Origin of the sequence: Brachybacterium sp. 107, assembly GCF_052379725.1 — a bacterium.
GTDB lineage: Bacteria > Actinomycetota > Actinomycetes > Actinomycetales > Dermabacteraceae > Brachybacterium.
Window position 1 is genome coordinate 51,728 of sequence record NZ_JBQSYW010000015.1, and the last position, 22,433, is coordinate 74,160.

Annotated in this window: 17 protein-coding genes and 4 tRNA genes; 3 read left to right on the top strand and 18 right to left on the bottom strand. The window is 69.4% G+C overall.

The window, feature by feature from the left end; all coding sequences use genetic code 11:
- Positions 1–261 precede the first annotated feature (261 nt).
- Positions 262–2,214 (top strand): DEAD/DEAH box helicase, encoded by a 1,953-nt coding sequence (locus tag ACT3UL_RS14800; RefSeq protein WP_444579056.1) that lies wholly within the window; start codon positions 262–264, stop codon positions 2,212–2,214.
- Positions 2,215–2,374: 160 nt separating this feature from the next.
- Here ACT3UL_RS14800 and trxA read toward each other — a convergent pair whose 3' ends face one another.
- A complete protein-coding gene (gene trxA / locus ACT3UL_RS14805; RefSeq protein WP_444579057.1) occupies positions 2,375–2,746 on the bottom strand; it encodes a thioredoxin in 372 nt (123 codons plus the stop codon).
- Between the two features lie 103 nt (positions 2,747–2,849).
- A complete protein-coding gene (hisS, locus tag ACT3UL_RS14810) occupies positions 2,850–4,220 on the bottom strand; it encodes a histidine--tRNA ligase (protein ID WP_444579059.1) in 1,371 nt (456 codons plus the stop codon).
- Positions 4,221–4,449: 229 nt separating this feature from the next.
- On the opposite strand from hisS, the gene ACT3UL_RS14815 reads away from it, so the two are divergent.
- Both ACT3UL_RS14815 and ACT3UL_RS14820 read left to right on the top strand, forming a co-directional pair.
- Positions 4,450–6,309: a DUF349 domain-containing protein gene (locus ACT3UL_RS14815; RefSeq protein WP_444579061.1), complete on the top strand. Its 1,860-nt coding sequence runs from the start codon at positions 4,450–4,452 to the stop codon at positions 6,307–6,309.
- A 414-nt stretch (positions 6,310–6,723) separates the two neighbouring features.
- Positions 6,724–7,221, top strand: a complete 498-nt coding sequence (locus tag ACT3UL_RS14820; RefSeq protein WP_444579062.1) for a hypothetical protein — start codon at positions 6,724–6,726, stop codon at positions 7,219–7,221.
- A 22-nt stretch (positions 7,222–7,243) separates the two neighbouring features.
- Here the strand turns inward: ACT3UL_RS14820 and ACT3UL_RS14825 are convergent, their stop codons facing one another.
- From ACT3UL_RS14825 to ACT3UL_RS14900, 16 genes are all read right to left on the bottom strand, one after another.
- Complete coding sequence (locus tag ACT3UL_RS14825) at positions 7,244–9,556, bottom strand: RelA/SpoT family protein (RefSeq protein WP_444579063.1); 2,313 nt, start codon at positions 9,554–9,556, stop codon at positions 7,244–7,246.
- A gap of 199 nt (positions 9,557–9,755) precedes the next feature.
- Entirely contained in the window at positions 9,756–10,307 is a 552-nt protein-coding gene (locus ACT3UL_RS14830) for an adenine phosphoribosyltransferase (protein ID WP_444579065.1), read from the bottom strand.
- Positions 10,304–11,542, bottom strand: coding sequence for a protein translocase subunit SecF (gene secF / locus ACT3UL_RS14835; protein WP_444579066.1), 1,239 nt, complete (start codon positions 11,540–11,542; stop codon positions 10,304–10,306). Before secF ends, ACT3UL_RS14830 begins: the two co-directional genes overlap by 4 nt.
- Positions 11,539–13,407: a protein translocase subunit SecD gene (secD, locus tag ACT3UL_RS14840; RefSeq protein WP_444579067.1), complete on the bottom strand. Its 1,869-nt coding sequence runs from the start codon at positions 13,405–13,407 to the stop codon at positions 11,539–11,541. The genes secF and secD overlap by 4 nt, the downstream gene beginning before the upstream one ends.
- A 153-nt stretch (positions 13,408–13,560) precedes the next feature.
- Entirely contained in the window at positions 13,561–13,947 is a 387-nt protein-coding gene (gene yajC, locus ACT3UL_RS14845; protein ID WP_444579068.1) for a preprotein translocase subunit YajC, read from the bottom strand.
- 147 nt (positions 13,948–14,094) lie between these two features.
- Entirely contained in the window at positions 14,095–15,114 is a 1,020-nt protein-coding gene (ruvB, locus tag ACT3UL_RS14850) for a Holliday junction branch migration DNA helicase RuvB (RefSeq protein ID WP_444579070.1), read from the bottom strand.
- A gap of 65 nt (positions 15,115–15,179) precedes the next feature.
- On the bottom strand, positions 15,180–15,800 hold the full coding sequence (gene ruvA, locus ACT3UL_RS14855; RefSeq protein ID WP_444579072.1) for a Holliday junction branch migration protein RuvA: 621 nt from the start codon (positions 15,798–15,800) through the stop codon (positions 15,180–15,182).
- Between the two features lie 26 nt (positions 15,801–15,826).
- On the bottom strand, positions 15,827–16,417 hold the full coding sequence (gene ruvC, locus ACT3UL_RS14860) for a crossover junction endodeoxyribonuclease RuvC (RefSeq protein ID WP_444579074.1): 591 nt from the start codon (positions 16,415–16,417) through the stop codon (positions 15,827–15,829).
- A gap of 160 nt (positions 16,418–16,577) precedes the next feature.
- Positions 16,578–17,342, bottom strand: coding sequence for a YebC/PmpR family DNA-binding transcriptional regulator (locus tag ACT3UL_RS14865; RefSeq protein ID WP_444579075.1), 765 nt, complete (start codon positions 17,340–17,342; stop codon positions 16,578–16,580).
- 102 nt (positions 17,343–17,444) lie between these two features.
- Positions 17,445–18,731, bottom strand: a complete 1,287-nt coding sequence (locus ACT3UL_RS14870; RefSeq protein WP_444579077.1) for a PrsW family intramembrane metalloprotease — start codon at positions 18,729–18,731, stop codon at positions 17,445–17,447.
- Positions 18,732–18,835: 104 nt separating this feature from the next.
- Positions 18,836–19,411, bottom strand: coding sequence for an HIT family protein (locus ACT3UL_RS14875; protein ID WP_444579093.1), 576 nt, complete (start codon positions 19,409–19,411; stop codon positions 18,836–18,838).
- Between the two features lie 29 nt (positions 19,412–19,440).
- Complete coding sequence (gene thrS / locus ACT3UL_RS14880; protein ID WP_444579078.1) at positions 19,441–21,441, bottom strand: threonine--tRNA ligase; 2,001 nt, start codon at positions 21,439–21,441, stop codon at positions 19,441–19,443.
- 186 nt (positions 21,442–21,627) lie between these two features.
- Positions 21,628–21,702, bottom strand: a tRNA-Val gene (locus tag ACT3UL_RS14885).
- A 26-nt stretch (positions 21,703–21,728) separates the two neighbouring features.
- Positions 21,729–21,799 (bottom strand) — tRNA-Cys (locus ACT3UL_RS14890).
- A 65-nt stretch (positions 21,800–21,864) separates the two neighbouring features.
- A tRNA-Gly gene (locus tag ACT3UL_RS14895) sits at positions 21,865–21,937 on the bottom strand.
- Positions 21,938–21,962: 25 nt separating this feature from the next.
- A tRNA-Val gene (locus tag ACT3UL_RS14900) sits at positions 21,963–22,034 on the bottom strand.
- Positions 22,035–22,433: the final 399 nt, after the last annotated feature.

Below are 22,433 nucleotides of genomic sequence, written 5' to 3' on the forward strand. Positions count from 1 at the left end.
CCCCTGACCTCCGTGTCCAGGGTGGGCAGACTCCAGGGTACCGCGCAGGGTGAGCGATATCGCCCACGCACCCCTGTCCCTGAGGACATCCCGCCCGTAGACTGGGACCTTGTCCGACCTGCGGAATTGCAGGTCATTCGAGCCCGTTGTCGCTCGTGCTGCGCTGTTCACTCCGTGTGCGTCTCACATCGCGACCTGCCAGGGCATCAGCCCTGCCATTCGTGAGGGCTGTCGATTTCACTCCACCCCTCAAAGGACGTTATGTCTGACGCTTCACCTGTCTCTGATCCTGCCCTGAGCACGGATTCCGCCGCAGCTCCTGCCGCTGAGGCACCCGCCTCTGCCGCGGCCGAGGCTCCCGCCACCGAGGCTCCTGCCTCCGTCGCCGACGCCCCCGAGGCGCCCGCCTCCGAGGCCCCCACCTCCGAGGCAGCCGCCCCCGAGGTCCCGGCAGGCCCCACCTTCGACGACATCGACCTGCCCGCACCCCTGCGCCGCGCAGTCGACGAGCTCGGCTTCACGGTCCCGTCCGCGATCCAGGCCCGTGCGATCCCGCCGCTGCTCGAGGGCAAGGACGTCATCGGCGTCGCCCAGACCGGTACCGGCAAGACCGCAGCTTTCGGCCTCCCGCTGCTCGCCGCGATCGACCCGAACCTGCGCCAGGTGCAGGCCCTCGTGCTCGCCCCGACCCGTGAGCTCGCCATGCAGGTCGCGGACGCGATCTCCTCCTTCGCCACCTCGATCGGCGGCCTCGACGTGCTCGCCGTCTACGGCGGCTCCCCCTACGGCCCGCAGGAGCGTGCCCTCGCGCGCGGCGCCCAGGTCGTCGTCGGCACCCCCGGTCGCGTGATGGACCACATGCGCCGCACGAACCTGCGCCTGGACACCATCCGCTTCGCCGTCCTCGACGAGGCCGACGAGATGCTGCGCATGGGCTTCGCGGAGGACGTCGAGGAGATCCTCTCCCACTCCCCCGCGAGCCGACAGGTCGCCCTGTTCTCCGCCACGATGCCCTCGGCGATCCAGCGCGTCGCACAGACGCACATGAAGGACCCGGTGCGCGTCAGCGTGTCCCCGCAGACCTCGACGGTCAAGAGCGTCCACCAGACCTACGCAGTGGTGCCCTTCAAGCACCGCACCGGCGCTCTCGCCCGCGTGCTCGCCACCTCCTCGGCCGAGGCCGCGATCGTGTTCGTGCGCACCCGCGCCGCCGCCGAAGAGGTCGGCACGGCACTCGTCGGGCGCGGACTCGTGGCCGCGTCGATCAGCGGCGACGTTCCCCAGAAGGAGCGCGAGAAGATCGTGGAGCGCCTGCGCGAGGGATCGCTGCAGGTCCTCGTCGCGACCGACGTCGCCGCCCGCGGCCTGGACGTCGAGAAGATCGGACTCGTCGTGAACTTCGACGTGCCCAAGGAGCCGGAGTCCTACGTGCACCGCATCGGCCGCACGGGACGCGCCGGCCGCTCGGGCGAGGCCCTGACCTTCATCGGCCCCCACGAGCGACGCACGCTGAAGAACATCGAGCGCGCCACCAAGCAGACCCTCGAGGAGGCGGTCATCCCGTCGCCCCGCGACGTCTCCAAGCACCGTCTGGCCGCGCTGCTGACCAAGGTTCCCGAGCGCGTCGAGCGCGGTCGCCTCGAGCTGTACCGCGAGCTGGTCGGTCAGTACGTGGCCGAGAACGATATCGATCCGCTCGAGCTCGCTGCGGCACTGGGCGCCATGTCCGTCGGCGACGACGGCCCCGGTGCCCCGTCCGAGGACGAGGAGTTCACCGCCTCGAAGTTCTCCGGCGACGACCGTGGGCGCGATGACCGCGGTCGCGGCGACCGCGGCCCGCGCGCCGAGTCCATGCAGCCGGAGAAGGGCTACACCTCCTACAAGATCGGAGTGGGCCACACCCACGGCGCACGTCCGCCGAGCATCGTCGGCGCGATCACCGGCGAGGGCGGCCTGAACGGCAAGGACGTGGGCAAGATCCAGATCTTCCCGACCTTCGCACTGGTGCAGATCCGTGGCTCCCTCGACTCGGCGCAGATCGAGCGCATCGGCAAGGCCCGCGTCGGCGGTCGTTCGCTGCGCATCGGTCCGGACAACGGTCCCCGCGGGGGCGGTGCTCGGGGCGGCCGCCCCGAGAGCAGCGGCGGCCGGCATGACAGCGGCAGCCGTTACGAGGGCAAGCGCAAGCCCTTCCGGCGGTCCTCCGACAGCTGATCGGTCCGCCCGGGCCCTCCGGCCCGGGCAGGATCGCCCATGCAGGACGGCCCCCGCAGGACCGTCCACGCACGACGAAGGCCCCTCCTCCGATTACTCGGAGGAGGGGCCTTCTCGTCGTGGTGGGAGCCGCTTCGGCTCCGCGTCGATCGGGGCCTGATCAGGCCTTCTCGTTCTCCTGCGCTTCGGCGTAGGCCTTCTTGACCTCGTCCATGTCCAGGCCCTTGACCTGACCGATGAGGTCCTCGAGGGCGGACTGCGGAAGAGCGCCGGCCTGGGAGAACACCGGGATGCCCTCGCGGTAGGCGACCAGGGTGGGGATGGAGGTGACGCCGTAGCGCATGGCCAGCTGCTGCTGGTCCTCGGTATCCACCTTGGCGAAGGTGACGTCCTCGTGAGTCTCGGAGGACTCCTCGAAGATGGGGGCGAAGCGCTGGCACGGCACGCACCAGCCCGCCCAGAAGTCGATCAGGACGATGCCGTCCTCGACGGTCGTATCGTGGTTCTCTGCGGTCAGCGTGACGGTAGCCATGACCGGTGGAACGCCGCGGCGCCGCGGATCATTCCCGCAGCGCCGCGATGTGACTCAGCTCATCGGATACCAGTCCTGCGCGGAGGCCCGTCCTGCTCGGACGTCAGTCCTGAGCCAGCGGTGCCGAGACGACACGCACCGTGCGGTCCGCGGCCGGGGGCTCCCAGCTCGTCGGATCCGCCACGGACTGCTCACCACTGCGGATGTCCTTGACCTCCCCCTGCTCGCCGGCGTCGCCGGGGAACCAGATGAAAGGGATGCCACGACGATCGGCGTACCGGATCTGCTTGCCGAACTTGGCCGCCGTCGGCGCGACCTCGCAGGAGACGCCGCGAGCGCGCAGGCTCCGCGCGACGTCGTCGCTGAGATGGCGGGCCTCCTCATCGGCGACGGACACCAGCACGCAGGTCGGTACGGCGCGAGTGGCGCGGGCGAGATCTGCGGACAGCATCCGCGAGACGAGACGGGACAGCCCGATGGACAGCCCGACCCCGGGATAGGTGTGCCGATTGTCCGCGGCCAGCGAGTCGTAGCGCCCTCCGGAGCAGACCGAGCCGAGGTTCTCGTGGCCGCTGACGAAGGTCTCGAAGACCGTCCCGGTGTAGTAGTCCAGCCCACGGGCGATCGACAGATCCGCGAGGATCACGCCGGGGACGACGGCCTCGACCCGTTCGAGGACCGCCGTGAGCTCGGCGATGCCCTCTTCGACCATCTCACCCGTGCCGCCGAGCTCGCGCACCCTGTCGGCGAAGGAGGCGTCCCGGGTGCGGATCGCGGCGAAGTCCAGGCACGCCTGGGCCTGCTCCGGGGTCGCCCCGGTCTCGGCCAGCAGCAGATCGCGCACCTTGTCGGCGCCGATCTTGGGCAGCTTGTCGAGGCTGCGCAGCACGGCCGTGTGGTCCTCCAGACCCAGGGAGCGGAAGAACCCCTCGGAGAGCCGACGGGTGTTGGCGTGGATCGTGAACGGGGGAAGCGGCAGACGGTCGAGGATCTCGGCCATCACCACCGCGACCTCGGCCTCGATGTGCCCGGGCAAGGTGTCCTGGCCGATGACATCGAGATCGGCCTGGTAGAACTCGCGGAACCGTCCGTCCTGCGGCCGCTCACCGCGCCAGACCTTCTGGATCTGGAAGCGGCGCAGCGGGAAGACCAGTTCGTTCTGGTGCTCAAGGACGTACCGGGCCAGCGGCACCGTCAGGTCGAAGTGCAGGCCGAGGGTACGGGCGGGGTCGGCACCGGCATCCTCCGAGCCCTCCTCGGCGTGGAGACGACGCAGCACGTACACCTCTTTGTCGACCTCGCCCTTGCGCAGCAGCTGGTCGAGGGGCTCGACCGCGCGCGTCTCGATGCCGGAGAACCCATGGAGCTCGGCGACCTCGCGGAACACGTCGATCACGTGCTGCTCCACGAGTCGCTCGGCAGGGAGCCACTCGGGGAATCCGGACAGTCCTGAGTTCTTCGAGGTCTTCGCCATTGCGTGCACATCCTTCGTCGGTCGTCGGCCTGGGCGGCCGGTTCCTAGTATCCCCGACGCCGACCGTGGGGGCCGACCCCGGACAGGGCGATCCCGACGCGCCGGTCACGGTAGAGTTCCGGGACGTGGTGCGCTCCGTCATGCGGGGCACGTCCGCGTACCAGCCCGGCCGCCGATCATGGTGGCAGTGTCCCGCCCTGCAGCGGATCCCCTCCGAAGGAGCTCAATCGTGAGCGAGTCCGAGACTCCCCTCCCCGCATCGACCCCCGCCGATCAGACCACTGATCCGGCTGTCGAGCAGCCCACCGCCCCCGAGGCCGTCACCTCGTCCGAGCCAGCAGCGGCCCCGGAGTCCGCACCGGCCCCGGAAGCAGAGCTGGCGCCGGCCGCCACGACGGATATCGAGTCTGCCGCTGCACCGGAGACGGAGCCCGCCTCCGCCGCGGATCCCGTCACCGCCGCCGAGCCCGAGCAGGCCGCTGCTCCGGAACCCGAGCAGGCCGCCACGACGGAAGCCGAGCCGGCCGCCGCTCCGGAACCCGAGCAGGTCGCCACTTCGGAGTCCGAGCCGGCCGCGACCTCGGAGTCCGAGGAGGCCGCGGGGACGGCACTTGCCGAGGAGACCACCCCTCAGACGACCCCGGAGAACGCAGAGACCGCGGAGAGCACCGAGAGCGCAGAGACTCCCGCCGCTCGCCCGACGCCCGCGGCCGCGCCGCGTCCGGCGCCGGGCCACAAGCCCGGAATCCCGTCGCCGGCCGCCCTGGCCGGCAAGAAGCCCAGTGCCGCTCTGCTGCCGGTGATGCCCCCCGTCACCGAGTACGACCCCGAGCAGCTCGCCGCCGCGAAGGCTTTCGGCGCGGTCACCGAGGACGGGTCGGTGACGGTGCAGGACGGCACGCAGGTCCGGACCGTCGGCACCACGACCGAGTCGAACCATGACCAGGCGCTGGATCCGTTCGCCCGTGCCTACCTCGATCTCGTGGCCTTCCTGGATCTCACGCAGACCACGTTGAACGCTCCCGAGCACACCCAGAACGAGCTCAACCGGCTGCTCGAGAACCTGCGCAAGAACATGAAGGAGCCGCAGGTCGTCGGCGACATCCCGGCTCTGCGCGCACGAGCGCACGAGCTGCGCGAGAAGGCCAAGGAGAAGATCCAGGAGCTCGAGGCCAAGCGTGCCGAGGAGCGAGCTGGTTCCGTGCAGCGACGCACCGAGTTCGTCGAGTCGATCGAGGCGCTCGTCGCCACGGATCCGGAACAGCTCTCCTGGAAGAACGCCGGCGAGACCATGCGTCAGATGGTCCCCACGTGGAAGTCGATGCAGGCCGAGGACGTGTCCCTGGACCGTCCCACCGAGGAAGGCCTGTGGAAGAGGCTCTCGGCGGCGCGCGCGACCTTCGATCGCATGCGCAAGCAGTTCTTCTCCGAGCTCGACGAGAAGCACACGGCGGCGGCAGGCGCCAAGGAAGCGCTGATCGCGCGCGCCGAGGAGATGCAGGACTCGACGGACTGGGGTCCGACGGTCCGCGCTTACAAGGATCTGATGAGCCAGTGGCGCGAGGCACCGCGCGGCAGCCGCAAGAAGGATGACGCGCAGTGGAAGCGGTTCAAGGCCGCCCAGGACCGCTTCTTCACGGCTCGCAACGCCGACCTCCACGAGACCGAGGAGGAGCAGCGCAAGAACCTCGAGACGAAGGAAGCGCTGCTCGCCGAGGCCGAGGCGATCGACCCGGCGAAGGACCTCGACGCGGCGAAGACTGCGCTGCGGTCCGTCCAGGACCGCTGGGAGGAAGCAGGCAAGGTTCCGCGGGCGGACATGCGACGCGTCGACGACCGCCTACGCAGCGTCGAACGGGCCGTGAAGAACGCCGAGCAGGACGAATGGCGCCGCACCGACCCGCGGACCAAGGCACGGGTGGAAGGTGCCTCCTCGCAGCTGCATTCCGCGATCGCCTCCTACGAGGACGCTCTGGACAAGGCTCGTGCCGGCGGCGACCCTCGCAAGATCGCCGAGGCGGAGACCGCCCTCGAAGCGCGCAAGGAGTGGCTGGCCGTCATCGAGCGGTCCGCACGCGATCTCGACTGATCGTGTGCTGCCCTGGAGCTGAACCGAGCTGAGCCGCGCTGAGCTGAGCTGAGCCGACTTCCGGGCAGGACCGTTCCTCCCCCGCCCCGTCTGTCCACAGTGGCAGGCGGGGCGTTTGCCGTCCGTGCGCAGAGGAGCAAGAGTCGGTCCATGACACAGAGCGGACGCGAAGAGCAGCAACGGGGCGCTGGTTCCCGTCGCGCGGTTGATCCCGCCGCTCCCGCCGTTCCCGGTCGGTCAGGTCTTCTCGGCGGAACCGGAATTCCCGGCAGACCTGGCACTCCCGACCGACCTGGCAGGCATGCCCTTCCCCTGACCGGCGCCTGTGCCGCCTGGTCCCATCATGCGGCGGAGCTCGCCGTCCCGCTCGCCGCGCACCTCGAGCGGTGGGAGGAGAACCCGTCGACGGCGGGGATGGTCGAGCAGCAGCTGCTCGCCCGGATCCTTCCCGGCGTGTTCCTTCCTCCGGACATCCTGGGTACCTCGATCCAGCGCGCCCTCGCGCTGGGATGTGCACTGGGGTCGCGCCTGCAGTCCTACTACGTCATCGCCGGCCCCTCGGCGGCCTGGGTCGCGCTCGGAGGGGACCCACCGGCGCCGGCCGAGCTCCTCTCCCCCGCCCATCGGGGATCACTCGTCGGCGCCACCGTGCGTACGGCACGCCTGCATCCCCGCGAGGTGGAGACCATCGGCGGGGCTCCGGTGACAGGTCCGCTGCGCACGGCCGTGGATCTGCTGCGGTTCGCACCTGACCACGTCGCGGCGCCATGGCTGTCCGGATTGATCCACGACGGCCACGTCACCGAGGCCGCGATCCGCCGGCGGCTCCAGCGGATGGAGCGCTATCCCGGTGCCGGAGCAGCCCGCGAGCGCGTCGGAACACTGCTGGAGCCGCCGTCGATGGCTGCATGAGCCGACGTCGCGGCCCCTGCGGTCAGGAGACGGAGAGCGGCTCGGCCGTGCCGACGGGCTTGCCGTCGGCCGTCACCCGGTAGACGTCGTAGACACCTTCGACGCGGCGCACGGTGGCCAGCACCGACTGCAGATGCGAGGGGTCCGCGAGCTCGAAGGAGAAGAACGTCGTGGCCAGACGGTCGGTGTTGGACTGCGCGGCCGCAGAGTGGAGATTGACCTGCTGTTCGGAGATCACGAGGGCGAGATCGGTGAGCAGGCGCGGCCGATCGAGCGCTTCCACCTTGATGTGCACGAGATAGGCGGCGCTGTGACGGCCGGACCACTTCACGTCCACGATGCGATCGGGCTGCTGCTCCTGCAGCTGGATCGCGTTGGTGCAGCTGGTGTGGTGCACGGAGATCCCCGACCCCCGGGTCACGAAGCCGACGATCGGATCCCCCGGCACCGGGGCGCAGCATTTGGCCAGCTTGACCCAGAGGTCCGTCTGCCCGTCGACGACGACGCCCTGATCGGACTCCGTGGTGTGGCGGTCCCCGCGATGGGGACGGGACCGTGCGCGGGACGGCAGCGTCATCTCCGCGACGTCCTCCTCCGCGCCGTCCGATCCGCCGAAGACCGCACGCAGCTTCTCCACCACGTGCTGCGCCCCGGTATGACCCTCACCGATGGACGTGTACAGGGAGTCCACCGACGGGAGGTTCAGGTCGGACGCGACCGTGGCCAGGGTCTCGTGCGTGAGCAGCCGGCGCATCGGGAGGTCCTGGCGACGCAGGGCCTTGGCGAGATCCTCCTTGCCCCGCTCGAGGGCCTCCTCGCGACGCTCCTTGGAGAACCAATGACGGATCTTGCTGCGTGCGCGAGGGGACTTCACGAAGCCCAGCCAGTCCCGGCTGGGGCCCGCCTCCAGCGCCTTCGAGGTGAAGACTTCGACGACGTCCCCGGTGGACAGCACGGACTCCAGCGACACCAGTCGGCCGTTGACGCGTGCACCGATCGTCCGATGCCCGACCTCCGTGTGCACGGTGTAGGCGAAGTCGACCGGGGTGGATCCCTGCGGAAGCGCCAGCACGTCTCCCTTCGGGGTGAAGACGTACACCTCCTGGGTGTTGATCTCGAAGCGCAGCGAGTCCAGGAACTCGCCGGAGTCCGTGGTCTCCTTCTGCCAGTCCATCAGCTGCCGGAGCCAGGCGGCCTCGTTGCTCACCGGCTTCGAGTCGCCGCTGTCGGTGCCCACGGCCATCGCTTTGTACTTCCAGTGCGCCGCGACGCCGTACTCCGCGCGTCGGTGCATCTCCCGGGTGCGGATCTGCACCTCGACCGGTTTGCCGGTGGGCCCGATGACGGTGGTGTGCAGCGACTGGTAGAGGTTGAACTTCGGCAGGGCGATGTAGTCCTTGAACCGGCCCTGGACCGGGGACCACCGGGCATGCAGAGTGCCCAGCACCCCGTAGCAGTCGCGGACGGAGTCGACGAGCACCCGGATCCCGACCAGATCGTAGATGTCGGCGAAGTCGCGGCCCCGCACGATCATCTTCTGATAGATCGAGTAGTAGTGCTTCGGACGGCCCGTGACCTCCGCCTTGATCTTGGCCTTCTTCAGGTCTTCCTGGATCTTGGAGGACACCAGCTTCAGATACTGCTCCCGGGCGGGGGCGTGCTGGGCGACGAGCGCGACGATCTCCTCGTAGACCTTGGGGTAGAGGACCTGGAAGGAACGGTCCTCGAGCTCCCATTTCATGGTGTTCAGGCCGAGCCGGTGCGCGAGGGGCGCGTAGATCTCGAGGGTCTCCTTGGCCTTGCGCTCGGCAGAGACGGCCGGGACGTACTTCCAGGTGCGTGCGTTGTGGAGCCGATCAGCGAGCTTGATCAGCAGCACCCGGACGTCGCGGCTCATCGCCACGATCATCTTGCGCACGGTCTCCGCCTGCGCGGCTTCGCCGTAGGTGACCTTGTCCAGCTTGGTCACGCCGTCGACCATGACGGCGATGACCTCCCCGAACTCCGCGCGGAGCCGCTCGAGGGAATAGTCGGTGTCCTCGACCGTGTCGTGCAGGAGTGCCGCCGCCACCACGTCGGCCGGCGAACCGAGCTCGGCGAGGATGGTCGCGACCGAGACAGGGTGGGTGATGTACGGATCCCCGCTCTTGCGGGTCTGCCCGCGATGAGCCCGCTCCGCGACCGTGTAGGCCCGCTGGACGAGCACGAGGCTCTCCTTGGGATTCACAGCGGACATGGTCTCCAGGAGCGGAGACAGCAGCGGATCGGTCGGGGTGCCGGAGCGCGAGGAGAAGAAGGCCAGCCGGGAACGCGACTTCCGGGGTCCCTGCGTCATCGGTCGGGTGTTCGGCGAGGCCGGCGACGGGGCGCGCGGCGTCTCCACGCCGTCTCCCGTGGTCTCGGATGCGGGCCGCTCCTGCACTGCACACCTCCTGCTCTAGGAGCGCCAGTCTACGCGCGGGTCACCGAGCCCAGGACCGCCGTCCGCGGTCCGCGGTCCGCGGACACCCTGCAGAACGGTGCAGGAGGACGGCTCAGTTCGGCAGCGACCAGACGCTCGTCAGAGGCACATCGGGCAGCTTCTCGCGGCCGTGCAACCCCTCGAGCTCGAGGAGGAACGAGACGCCGACGACCTCGACGTCGAAACGCCGGGTCAGCTCGAGCGTGGCCGCCGCGGTGCCGCCGGTGGCCAGGAGGTCATCGACGATCAGGGTGCGGGCACCTCTCGGGAGCGACCCCTCAGGGATCTGCACGACCGCACTGCCGTACTCGAGGTCATAGCTGAGGCTGGCGGGGTCCCCCGGCAGCTTCCCGGCCTTGCGCACCGGGACGAATCCCGCGCCCAGCTCGTACGCGAGGGGCGCTCCGACCACGAAACCGCGGGCCTCGGTCCCGACGACGTACTCGATGTCGTCGGGAAGCAGCGAGAGCCAGTACCGGATCACCGTGCGGAAGGCCTCGGCGTCCCGCAGCAGTGGAGTGATGTCGCGGAACAGAATCCCGGGCTGGGGGAAGTCCGGGTACTCGGAGATATGCGTCGCGCGCAGCGCCTCGATCTCCTCGGGCGTTGCCACCTGTTCGTTCATCGGGAACCCTCTCCTGAGGCAGGGCGCCGTCTCCGGGAGCTCCGTCGCGGCTGCCGGCTCGCGTCACGCACGGGCGCTGCGACCGGTGGCTGCTGGTCCGAGGCGGGCGCGGAGGCCTCCTCGACCCGGTCATCGGTGACGTCCTCGGCGTTGCCTGCAGGCAGGTCGTCGGCATCATCGGCATCGGCATCGTCGGCGTCGTCAGCGTCGTCGGCGCGGTCGATCAGTCGATCGCCGGCGGTGCCGACGCCCGTGCCGCCGCTGCGACGGGCCGTGTGCACCTTCTCCGTGTGCGCGGCGATCTCCGGCTCCTTGCGGCGCAGGTCCACGAGGAAGCCCGGTGCGAGGAAGATCGAGGAGTAGGTGCCCGCGATGATGCCGATGAACAGTGCCAGGGAGATGTCCTTCAGCGTGCCGGCGCCGAGCAGGAAGGCACCGATCACGAGGATCGAGCCGACCGGGAGCAGGGCCACCACTGAGGTGTTGATCGACCGCACGAGGGTCTGGTTCGCGGCGAGCTCGACCTGATCGGCGAAGCTCGCACGCGTCTGATCCGTCAGCCCCGAGACGTTCTCGCGGACCTTGTCGAAGACCACGATGGTGTCGTACAGCGAGTAGCCCATCACGGTGAGGAACCCGATCACCGTGCCCGGGGTGATCTCGAAACCGACCACGCCGTAGACCGCGGCGGTGATCAGCATGTCGTGGAACAGGGCGCCCATGGCCGCCAACGAGGACTTCAGATTGCGGAAGTACAGCGCCATGGTCACCGCGACGAGCACGAGGAAGACCACGACGGCACGCAGCATCTTCTGCGTGATATCGCCGCTCCAGACCGGGCCGACGTAGGAGGTCGAGACCGCATCGACGGGGACGTCGTAAGCCGTGGCGAGGTCCTCCGCCAGTGCGGCGGTCTCCGCGGAGTCCAGCTGCTCGGTCTGGACGCGCATCGTGTCCCGCCCCAGGACCGTGATCTTGGGTTCGTTGTCGGGAAGGTGATCGCGCACCGTGTCCCGAGCCGCGACCTGGTCGGTATCGGCCACGCCCGCGATCTGGAACTCGGACCCGCCGGTGAACTCGATGCCGAGGTTCGGGCCACGCAGCCCGGCGATACCGGCGAGGAGCACGATCGCGATGAGGCTGAAGAGATACCAGGTGCGGCGGCGACGCACGATCGGGACGGTGCGGCGACCTGCGTGGAGGTCGTTCCCGAACCGGGAGAATGTCGCGGTCATCGGCTCGTCTCCTCGGTGTCGTCATCCATCGGGTCGATCCCGCCGCCGTCGGCGGACGCCGCCGTGGGCGCCTCGTCCTGAGGGGCTGCTTCTCGGCGGAGGCGAGCCTTGCGCTCCGCGAGCGTCTCCCGCGGTCCCTCCTCCTCGATCTCGCCGCGCTCCTCGAGCGTCCGCACCCGGCCACGGCCCGCATAGGCGGGGACCTGCCGGCCCAGCATCGCCGGATCCAGACCGCTCCAGGGGTGTCCCTTGCCGAAGAACCGCGTGCGCACGAGCACCTGGAGGATGGGATGGGTGAACAGGAAGACGACCAGAAGGTCGAGCAGCGTGGTCACCCCGAGCACGAAGGCGAAGCCGCGCACGCCACCGGTCGAGAGCAGGTAGAGGACCACCGAGGCGATCAGGTTCACCGAGTCCGAGGCGAGGATCGTGCGTTTGGCACGGTCCCAGCCATGGTCGACGGCGCCCACGATCCCTCGTCCGTCACGGATCTCGTCCCGCACACGTTCGAAGTAGACGATGAAGGAGTCCGCGGTGAACGCGACAGCGACGATCATGCCGACGACCCCGGCGAGGGACAGGCGATACCCGATGTCGGGGATGTTCGAGAGCACCGTGAGCGTGGCATAGGTGAGCATGCCCATGACCATCAGGCTCGTCGTGGTCACGAGCGCGAGCGTGCGGTACTGGACGAAGGCGTAGGCGACCACGAGAGCCAGTCCGATGAGACCGGCGATGAGTCCCATCCGGAGCTGATCGGTGCCCAGCGTCGCGGAGATCTGCTGCTCGGAGGCGACGTCGAACTCGAGCGGAAGCGCGCCGAAGCGCAGCTGATCGGAGAGCTGGCTCGCCTGGTCCTGCGAGAAGTCACCGGAGATGGACGCCTCGCCGCCCGGGGACGGCTCCTGCACCTGGGGCGCCGAGATGACCATGCCGTCCAGCTCGATGCCGAAGGGAGGACTGGCAACTTCACCGTTGTACAGCGCCTTGGTCATGTCGGAGAACGACTGTGCGGCGTCCTCCTTGAAGCTCATGTTCACGACGTAGAAGCCCGTGGACTGACCGGTCGGGTTCACATCGGCCGCGACGCTCGAGCTGGAGATCGAGGAGCCCGCGACGACCTCGGGGCCGAGCAGGAACTTCTGCGTGCCGTCGGGGTCGCAGGCCACGACGGGCTCATCGGCAGGGGTCGCGGAGACCGTCTCCTGCTGGGAGCTGGGGTCCGTGCAGTCCGCCTCCATCAGCTCGGTCTGGATCTCGGGAGTCATCCACTCCATCGACCAGGCCGGGTACTTCAGCTCGCCTTCGGCCGGTGCCTCGGGCGGTGCCTGCTCGGTGTCATCGCTGACCAGACCGTCGAACTGCATCTCGGACGGATCCGCGGGGGCCGACGAGGTCTCCTTGCCGTCCGCTCCCCCGGCATCGGACGCCGACCCGCCGTCGGAGGCGCCGCCGCCGTCGGAGGGCTGGCCCTCTGTCGTGCTCTCGGGGGCGACGACCCCCAGAACCGGACGGAAGGACATCGAGGCCGTCTGCCGGATGGCCTTCGAGGTCTCCTGGTCGAGGGTGCCGGGGACATCGATGACGATGTTCGTCCCGCCCTGCACGCTGATCTCGGTCTCGGAGACACCCATCGCGTTCACGCGCTGGCTGATGATCTGGCGTGCCTGCTCCATGGCAGTGCTGTCGACCTCGGCGCCGTCGCGGGACTGCGTCTGCAGGATGATCTGGGTGCCGCCCTCGAGGTCGAGGGCGAGTTTGGGAGCGGCTTGCCAGCCCCCCTTCCAGACCCCGGCACCGATCCCGCCGCCCAGCAGCAGGATCAGCACCGCAAGGGCCATGAGGGCGATGCGACGTGCGGGCATGGGGCAGGATTCCTCAGGACGACGGACAAGTCGGACCGAGCAGACGCTCGGAGTCGTGGGGCCGGGTACCGCAGCATGCGGGAACACCACCTGGCCACCTACGTGTGGAGATGCGCGCCATCACGTCCTGTGACGGGCGCACCTCCGGAGGGATCAGCGGTCGCGCTGGTCCTCAGGGCGGGCGAAGTCGTCGGCCACGGTGACGCCGGGGTTCGTGCCGCGGTCGAGCTCGGACTCGACGGTCTCGTCCTCGGTGGTCGCGTCGGCCGCATCGGCGTCGACGGGGTCCACGCCCATGGCGATCGCCTGGCGGGCCCACTTGGTCTGGGCGCCGTTCTCGGATTCGAGGATGACGACATCGTCGAACGAGTCCACGATCAGACCGTAGAACCCGGAGTGCGTGCGCACCTCGTCCCCGATGCCGAGCTGCGAGACCGCATCACGCTGCTTCGCCTGCGCCTTCTTCTGGCGATTCGACATGAACAGCAGGGGCAGCATCATGACTGCGAAGATGAGCAGGAGCGGGAGGAGAGATTCCACGGATTTCCTTTCGGCGGACAGCGACGTGCCCAGGAGCGCATGCTCCCTGCCCGTCCTGCCGCGGACGACTGACCGCCCCACTGTACCTGCCGCCCCCGGGCATGCTTCCCAGCCGGGATCCGGACGGGAAGCGGCGGCAGGACTCGGTCAGAAACGCCCGAGCATCGGGGCCGCCCCCGCGGCTCCGGCCGGAGCCTCGAGCCCCAGATGGGTCCAGGCTGCCGGGGCGGCGGACCGTCCCCGTGGGGTGCGCAGCAAGAATCCTTCCCGCACGAGATAGGGCTCGACCATGGTCTCGACGGTCTCGATCTCCTCCCCCACGGCCACAGCCAGGGTCGACAGACCCACCGGCCCCCCGGCGAATCGCCCGCACAGAGCACTGAGCACAGCGCGATCCAGACGATCCAGGCCGCGGTCGTCGACCTCGTAGACGCGCAGCGCCTCCTTCGCAGCGGCCAGGTCCAGGCGCCCGCTGCCGCGCACCTGTGCCCAGTCCCGCACCCGGCGCAGGAGCCGGTTCGCGATGCGCGGGGTCCCGCGGGACCTCGACGCGATCTCCTGCGACGCCTCGTCGGCGAGGTCCACCTCGAGCCGTGTCGCGGAGCGCCGCACCACCTCGCGCAGCTCCTCGGGCGCATAGAAGTCCAGGTGCCCGATGAATCCGAAGCGATCGCGCAGCGGAGCGGGGAGCAGGCCGGCCCGGGTCGTCGCCCCGACGACGGTGAACGGCGGCAGATCCAGCGGGATCGAGGTGGCACCGACCCCCTTGCCCACCACGACGTCGACCCGGAAGTCCTCCATCGCGATGTAGAGCATCTCCTCGGCCGGACGCGCCAGCCGGTGGATCTCGTCGATGAACAGCACCTCGCCCTCGTCGAGGGAGGAGAGGATCGCCGCGAGGTCACCGGCGTGCTGGATCGCCGGACCGGACGTGATGCGCAAGGGCGCCTCGAGCTCAGCGGCGATGATCATCGCCAGCGTGGTCTTGCCCAGCCCTGGCGGTCCGGACATGAGCACATGCTCCGGTGTCCTGCCGCGCGCGGAGGCGGCATCGAGCACGAGCGAGAGCTGGTCGCGCACCACCTGCTGGCCGACGAACTCGTCGAGGTGGCGGGGCCGCAGCGCTGATTCCGCGGTGCGCTCCGGCGGCGCCGATTCCGGGCTCATCACGGAGTCCTCGCGCGCGTGCGGTCCTGCGTCCCGCGGATCGTTGTCGGGGGCGCCCTCGGGGCTCATCGGCTGCCGCCCAGCTGGCGCAGTGCGCGGCGCAGGAGCTCCGCGGCGTCCAAGGGATCGTCGGTCCCGGCACGGACGCCCTCGACGGCGGAGAGAGCACCCTTCTCCGCCCAGCCGAGCCCCACCAGGGCGACCACGACGTCAGCGTCGACGCCGGAGGGCAGGGAGCTCGTCTCCGCCGCCCCCGCCGTTCCCTCCGACGCAGCAGGACCTGCCGGTGCCGGAAGCTTCCCCCCGAGCTCGAGGAGCATGCGGCTGGCGACCTTGGGGCCGATGCCGGGCGTGCGGGTGATGGTCTTCGCATCCTGGTCGGCGACGGCCCGGCGCAGCTCCTCGGGCTCGAGCACCGCGAGCACCGCGAGCGCGGTCCGCGGCCCGATGCCGGAGACGGACTGCACGATGCGGAAGGTCTCCGCCTCCTCCGGGTGCGGGAACCCGAAGAGGGTCATCGAGTCCTCGCGGACCACCAGCTCGGTGTGCAGGGTCAGCTCCGCGCCGTGACGGGTGGAGCTCAGGGCCTGGGGTGTGGTGCGGACGAGGTAGCCGACGCCACCCACCTCGAGCACGAGGGCGTCGAGGTCGATGCGGGCCACGCGGCCGGTCAGGGATGCGATCACGGCCCCACTCTAGAACGAGTGTTCGATCAGTGGCGGGAGGTCGAGCGCTCCCGGGCGCGTCGTGCCTCGCGCTCCGCACGTGCCCAGACGCCCTGTGCGCTGGTGCGGGAACCACCGGTGGCATCCAGCGCCACCGGGCCGGGCCCCCTCCACAGCTGGGTCAGCGCGATCGCGACCGCATCGGCCGCATCGGCGGGCTGCGGGGGCGCCTCGAGACCCAGCAGCTTGACCAGCATCGTCTGGATCTGCTTCTTGTCGGCGCGGCCGCTGCCGGTGACCGCGGCCTTCACCTCGGAGGGTGTGTGCAGAGCCGTGGGTATTCCCCGCTCAGCAGCTTCCAGGAGTGCGATCCCCGAGACCTGAGCGGTCCCCATGACCGTCGAGATGTTGTTCTGGCTGAACACCCGCTCCACCGCCACGACATCCGGGGAGTACTCCTCGATCACCGCACGCAGACCCCTCGCGATCGCGAGCAGACGCTGATCCAGCGGATCCTCGGTGCCGGACCGTATGACCCCGGCGTGGACGAAGGTCGCGCGGCGTCCGCCGGCGGCGTCGATCACCCCGACGCCGCATCGCGTGAGGCCCGGGTCGACGCCGAGAACCCTCAAGGTCATCCGGTCCTCCCCCCCCCCCCTGCCTGCGGCGCTCTCGCTGCCGTCCGTGCTGTCCGTGCCGTCGGTGCTGTCGGTGCTGTCGGTGCTGTCGTGCGCCGGGCGATCGGACACCCCACGGCGCCCCGTCGTGCGGCGACGGCCGGCACTACGGGGATGCTCATCACTCGGGTTCGGCGTCCGCGAGCTGCTCGGCGACGTCGTCCGGGATGTCGAGGTTCGAGAAGACGTTCTGCACGTCATCGCTGTCCTCGAGGGCGTCGATCAGGCGCAGCGCCTTCTGGGCGCCGTCCAGGTCGACGGGGGTGCGCATGGTGGGGACGAACTGCGCCTCGGCGCTGTCGTAGTCGATGCCCGCCTCCTGCAGCGCGGTGCGCACGGCGACCACGTCGGTGGCCTCGGAGAGGATCTCGAAGGACTCGCCCTCGTCGGTGATCTCGTCGGCGCCGGAGTCGAGCACGACCTCGAGCAGCGCGTCCTCGGTGAGGTCGCCCTTGGGGACCGTCACCACGCCCTTGCGCTCGAACAGGTAGGAGACGGAGCCGGACTCCGCCATGTTCCCCCCGTTGCGGTTGAAGGCGAGGCGCACCTCGGAGACCGCGCGGTTCTTGTTGTCGGTGAGGCACTCGACCAGCACGGCGATGCCGCCCGGGGCATACCCCTCGTACATCAGGGTCTCGTAGTCGACCCCTCCGCCGTCGAGCCCGCCGCCGCGCTTGACGGCACGGTCGATGTTGTCATTGGGGACCGAGGTCTTCTTGGCCTTCTGGATCGCGTCGAAGAGGGTCGGGTTGCCGGAGGGATCGGGCCCGCCCATGCGTGCCGCGACCTCGATGTTCTTGACCAGCTTGGCGAATGCCTTGCTGCGCTTGGCATCGATGACGGCCTTCTTGTGCTTCGTGGTCGCCCACTTGGAATGCCCTGACATCTCTCTCCTCCCGACGAATACGCCGGATACCGGCGCAGTGCGGATCCATTCTAGGGCCACGGCGGCATCGTCCCTGTCAGGACGGTCACGGACAGACGCGGGTCAGCGACGGACGACGGGCTCGGTGAGCGATCCGATCAGGCGACGATCGGCCGTGATCCGCTCGAGCAGCTCCCGCTCCTGCCGGCGGGTCTTCGCCGTGGCGCGTCCGTGCAGCACGCTGTGTCGCTGCATGCCCAGCTCGATCGAGGCGCGGATCAGGTCGCGCATCCCCATGCGGGCGACGGCGCCATGGCGGCCGGCCCACTTCTCGGCCTTGCGGCGACGGCCCATCGCGACCAGGAGGTCGATCTCCGACGGGGCGAACCATCCGGCCCGCCCGTAGTCCGAGAGCTGCCGGCGCAGGATGCGGCGCTCCCGCAGCCGCAGGAAGAGCACGATCCCTGCCAGGAGGAGGAAGATCGGCACCTGCACCGTGGCGTAGTAGCGCAGGAATCCGGCGAGGGGGCTCGCCGGATCGACCGGCAGGAAGAACGAGGACCCGTTCCACAGCGCGTGCAGGACCATGCCGAGCGAGAGCCCGCCGACGCCGAGCCCGAAGTACAGCATCAGCGAGCGCCGCTCCGCCGCGATGCCCAGTCCCAGTCCGCACAGTGCGGTGAAGGAGACGTGGGCGAAGGGTGAGAGCACGCCGCGCAGGAAGAAGGTCTGCCAGAAGACGTCGACCTCGCCGGCGGCCTGCGCCTGATGGAACGAGTTCCCGAAGTAGAGGATGTTCTCGGTGAACGCGAACCCACCGGCGATCAGCGCCGCATAGACCACCCCGTCGATCGGTCCGGCGATGTAGCGACGCCCCCAGATCAGCAGCCCGATCAGGCCGGCGGACTTCATGCTCTCCTCGATGATCGGCGCCTGGATCACCGCGCCGAGGAACGAGGCGGTCACCTCGCTGGGTTCGCTCGGCGATATCCAGCTGGTGAAGGGGCCGCCGATCACGAAGGTCAGCGCGACCGAGCCCACGGCACCCCAGATGAAGGCGTAGACCAAGGAGATCCGCGGCTGCGGGGTGTACCGGTCGATCCACCACACCGCGATGAACACGATGGCCACGGGCACCAGGGCCGCGGTGAAGGCGACCAGGGAGGTGCCGAAGCCGAGCGGGAGGATGACGAAGAGATAGAGGAGCACCGCGCCGCCGGCGAGGAGCAGGAAGGACAGCGCGAAGGCCGCCCAGCGCACCCAGGGAGGTCGCCGTCGGGAGCGCTGCGACCCGCCTTCACCGAGCCGAGCAGGTCCGCGGGGATCCGGGCGCTCGACGTCGTACCCGTAGCCGGAGTCCAGGACAGCGGTCCCGTGCGCGGGGCGCACTGGGAATCCGGTCGTGTTCATCGAGGTCGTTCCTCCCCTGCCCTGGATGCGCCGGTGGTCCCCGCACGCCGCTCGCCGGTTGCCGTCGGCCCGTTCCCGGGGCCGGCGACCTCGGTCATGCTAGCTCAGGGCCACGCGTCGGCGTACAGCCGGCGGGTGTCCGCGAGCAGGATCGGGATCGCCTTCGTGCGGCCGATGATCGGCAGGAAGTTCGCATCGCCCATCCAGCGCGGCACCACATGCTGGTGCAGATGGGCGGCGATCCCCGCCCCGGCTACCGGCCCCTGGTTCATGCCCAGGTTGAAGCCGGCCGGATCGGACACCTGCCGGATCACGCGCATCGCGGTCCGCGTCAGCTCGGCGACCTCGCGCACCTCGTCGTCATCCAGCTCCGTGTAGTCCGCGACGTGCCGGTACGGGCACACCAGGAGGTGTCCGGCGTTGTAGGGGTACAGGTTCAGGATCACGTAGGCGACCTCGCCGCGGTGGACGATCAGCGCGTCCTCGTCCGAGCGCTGCGGCCCCGCGCAGAAAGGGCACTGCTCGTCGTCGTGCGGGTCCGTGGGCTTGTTCTCGCCGCCGATGTACGCCATGCGGTGCGGGGTCCACAGCCTCTGGGAGTCGTCCGGGACGCCCGCGAAACGGCGGGCGTCCTCGACGACCGGCTGCGGGGAGCCCGGGTGCGAGGAGCCCTCCGGGATGGAGGGCTCCTCGCGGTCGCGCTGCTCGCTCACACCTGCGCCTTCGTCGCAACGGCCTCGACGATGCGCTGGACGGCGGTGTCGACGTCGATGCCGTTGTCCTGGCTGCCGTCGCGCAGGCGGAAGGAGACGGCGCCGTTGGCCTGGTCCTCGCCACCGGCGATCAGCAGGTAGGGCACCTTCTCCTTGGTGTGCGTGCGGATCTTCTTCTGCATGCGGTCATCCGAGGAGTCCACCTCGACACGGATGCCGTGGGCGCGGAGCTTCGCGGCGACCTCCTCGAGGTAGGGCGCGTACTCGGCGGCGACCGGGATGCCGACCACCTGGACCGGGGCGAGCCACACCGGGAAGGCCCCGGCATAGTGCTCCAGCAGCACCCCGAAGAAGCGCTCGATGGAGCCGAACAGGGCACGGTGGATCATCACCGGACGCTGACGGGAGCCGTCCGAAGCGGCGTACTCGAGCTCGAAGAGCTCCGGCTCGAAGAAGTCGAGCTGGATCGTGGACAGCTGCCAGGTGCGCCCGATCGCGTCCTTCGCCTGGACGGAGATCTTCGGGCCGTAGAAGGCGGCGCCGCCCGGGTCCGGGACCAGGTCGAGGCCCGACGCGGTGGCGACCTCCTCGAGGGTGGCCGTCGCCTCCTCCCAGGTGCTGTCGTCGCCGACGGACTTCTCGGGATCGCGGGTGGACAGCTCGAGGTAGAAGTCGTCCAGCCCGTAGTCCTTCAGGAGCCCCAGCACGAAGTCGAGCGTGGAGGCGATCTCCTCGCGCATCTGCTCCCGGGTGGTGTAGATGTGCGCGTCGTCCTGGGTGAACCCGCGGGCGCGGGTCAGGCCGTGCACCACGCCGGACTTCTCGTAGCGGTAGACGCTGCCGAACTCGAACAGACGCAGCGGCAGCTCGCGGTACGAGCGGCCGCGGGAGCTGTAGATGAGGTTGTGCATCGGGCAGTTCATGGGCTTGAGGTAGTAGTCCTGGCCCTGCTTGGTGACGTTGCCGTCCGCGTCGACCTCCTCGTCCACGTGCATCGGGGGGTACATGCCCTCGGCGTACCACTCGAGGTGCTTGGAGGTCTCGAAGAGGTTCTTCTTCGTGATGTGAGGGGTGGAGACGAAGGAATAGCCGGCCTCGACGTGGCGGCGGCGGGAGTAGTCCTCCATCTCCATCTTGATCGTGGCGCCCTTGGGGTGGAACACCGGCAGCCCGGACCCGATCTCGTCGGGGAAGGAGAACAGATCCAGCTCGTTGCCGAGGCGGCGGTGATCGCGACGCTCGGCCTCGGCGATGCGCTCCTGGTGGGCGCGAAGCTCGTCCTTCGACGGCCAGGCGGTGCCGTAGACGCGCTGCAGCATCGGGTTCTTCTCGCTGCCGCGCCAATAGGCGGCCGCGGAGCGGGTCAGCGCGAAACCGTTGCCGATCAGCTTGGTGGTGGGCAGGTGCGGGCCGCGACACAGATCGGTCCAGACCGTCTGCCCCTTCTTGTCCACGTTGTCGTACATGGTCAGCCCGCCCTCGCCGACCTCGACGCTCGCCCCTTCGGCGGCGTCACCGGCGGTCGACTTCAGACCGATGAGCTCGAGCTTGTAGGGCTCCTCTGCCTCTTCGAGGCGAGCGGCGTCGTCGGTGATCTCGCGACGCACGAAGCGCTGGCCGGACTTGATGATCCGGTTCATCTCCTTCTCGAGCGCCTTGAGCGACTCGGGAGTGAAGGGCTCGGCGACATCGAAGTCGTAATAGAAGCCATCGGTGATGGGCGGTCCGATGCCGAGCTTGGCCTCGGGGTTCGTCACCTGCACGGCCTGGGCGAGGACGTGGGCGGCGCTGTGACGGAGGATCGAGAGCCCGTCCTCGCTGGAGATCTCGACGCCCTCGACGGCCTGTCCGTCGGCGAGCGGCGTGGAGAGATCACGCAGCTCTGCGTCGATGCGCAGGGCGATGATCTCGGTCCGGTCCGCGAACAGCTCGGTGCCCGTGGTCCCCTCCTCGAGCTGCTGGGGGGATCCGTCGAGGGTGATGGCGATCTGGGCCACGGGGGTGCTCCTTATGTTCGGGTCGAGCCGGCCGACGATGCCGGCTCCACGGACGATGGTATCGGGCCAGGACCCCGTCGACGAGCCGACGGGCTGCGCGCCACCTGGACCCTCGTCGACGTCTTCGCAGAGGTGTTCGCGGGAGAGCAGAAGGGCCCCGGTCCGAAGACCGGGGCCCTTCTGTGCTGGTGGGCGATACTGGGATCGAACCAGTGACCTCTTCCGTGTCAGGGAAGCGCGCTACCGCTGCGCCAATCGCCCGGGGCGGCACCCGAAGGCACCGACGGAGGTGGGTACGGGATTCGAACCCGTGTACACGGCTTTGCAGGCCGTTGCCTCGCCTCTCGGCCAACCCACCGGAGATGCTTCCGCATCTATATGAAACGGCGCTCCCGACAGGACGTCGAGCGCGCCGCTCCCCGGAGCGGACGACCGGATTCGAACCGGCGACCCTCACCTTGGCAAGGTGATGCTCTACCAACTGAGCTACGTCCGCGCAACGAGATCCGAGGAACTCGTCGTGGGCGATACTGGGATCGAACCAGTGACCTCTTCCGTGTGAAGGAAGCGCGCTACCCCTGCGCCAATCGCCCGATGGTGTCTCCACCGCCGTCGCCCACCCTTCCGAGTGGACTCGAAGAAGCTTACATGAGGTCCAACGGCCTCGAAGACCACATCCGACGTGACGTACATCGCGCCCCGGACCGCCCGACCGACGGTCGCGCCCGGAACACCCCCGAGCAGCCCGCGACCACCGGAGCCGGAGCCTCACGGCCCGAAGCCCTGGGCCCGGAATCCGGAGCCCTGAGCCCGAGGCGCGGAACCCGACCCTCTATTCCACTCACACGGGCTATTCCACTCACACGGGGTGCCGCACCCACCCCTGAATCCTCTCTGCCTTTCCGGCACCACTGCGCCGACATCCGCCCGCGCCGACCTGAGGGTCCGTGGCACCGGCCCGAGACATCTACCTGCGACGTCAGCCCGTGACG

What these genes read in the sequence shown, in the direction of transcription:
- ACT3UL_RS14800 (WP_444579056.1), top strand. Translation starts at nt 262, where the DNA reads ATGTCTGACGCTTCACCTGTCTCTGATCCTGCCCTGAGCACGGATTCC.
- trxA (WP_444579057.1), bottom strand. Translation starts at nt 2,746, where the DNA reads ATGGCTACCGTCACGCTGACCGCAGAGAACCACGATACGACCGTCGAG.
- hisS (WP_444579059.1), bottom strand. Translation starts at nt 4,220, where the DNA reads ATGGCGAAGACCTCGAAGAACTCAGGACTGTCCGGATTCCCCGAGTGG.
- ACT3UL_RS14820 (WP_444579062.1), top strand. Translation starts at nt 6,724, where the DNA reads ATGGTCGAGCAGCAGCTGCTCGCCCGGATCCTTCCCGGCGTGTTCCTT.
- ACT3UL_RS14825 (WP_444579063.1), bottom strand. Translation starts at nt 9,556, where the DNA reads ATGACGCAGGGACCCCGGAAGTCGCGTTCCCGGCTGGCCTTCTTCTCC.
- ACT3UL_RS14830 (WP_444579065.1), bottom strand. Translation starts at nt 10,307, where the DNA reads ATGAACGAACAGGTGGCAACGCCCGAGGAGATCGAGGCGCTGCGCGCG.
- secF (WP_444579066.1), bottom strand. Translation starts at nt 11,542, where the DNA reads ATGACCGCGACATTCTCCCGGTTCGGGAACGACCTCCACGCAGGTCGC.
- secD (WP_444579067.1), bottom strand. Translation starts at nt 13,407, where the DNA reads ATGCCCGCACGTCGCATCGCCCTCATGGCCCTTGCGGTGCTGATCCTG.
- ruvB (WP_444579070.1), bottom strand. Translation starts at nt 15,114, where the DNA reads ATGAGCCCGGAATCGGCGCCGCCGGAGCGCACCGCGGAATCAGCGCTG.
- ruvC (WP_444579074.1), bottom strand. Translation starts at nt 16,417, where the DNA reads ATGACCTTGAGGGTTCTCGGCGTCGACCCGGGCCTCACGCGATGCGGC.
- ACT3UL_RS14865 (WP_444579075.1), bottom strand. Translation starts at nt 17,342, where the DNA reads ATGTCAGGGCATTCCAAGTGGGCGACCACGAAGCACAAGAAGGCCGTC.
- ACT3UL_RS14870 (WP_444579077.1), bottom strand. Translation starts at nt 18,731, where the DNA reads ATGAACACGACCGGATTCCCAGTGCGCCCCGCGCACGGGACCGCTGTC.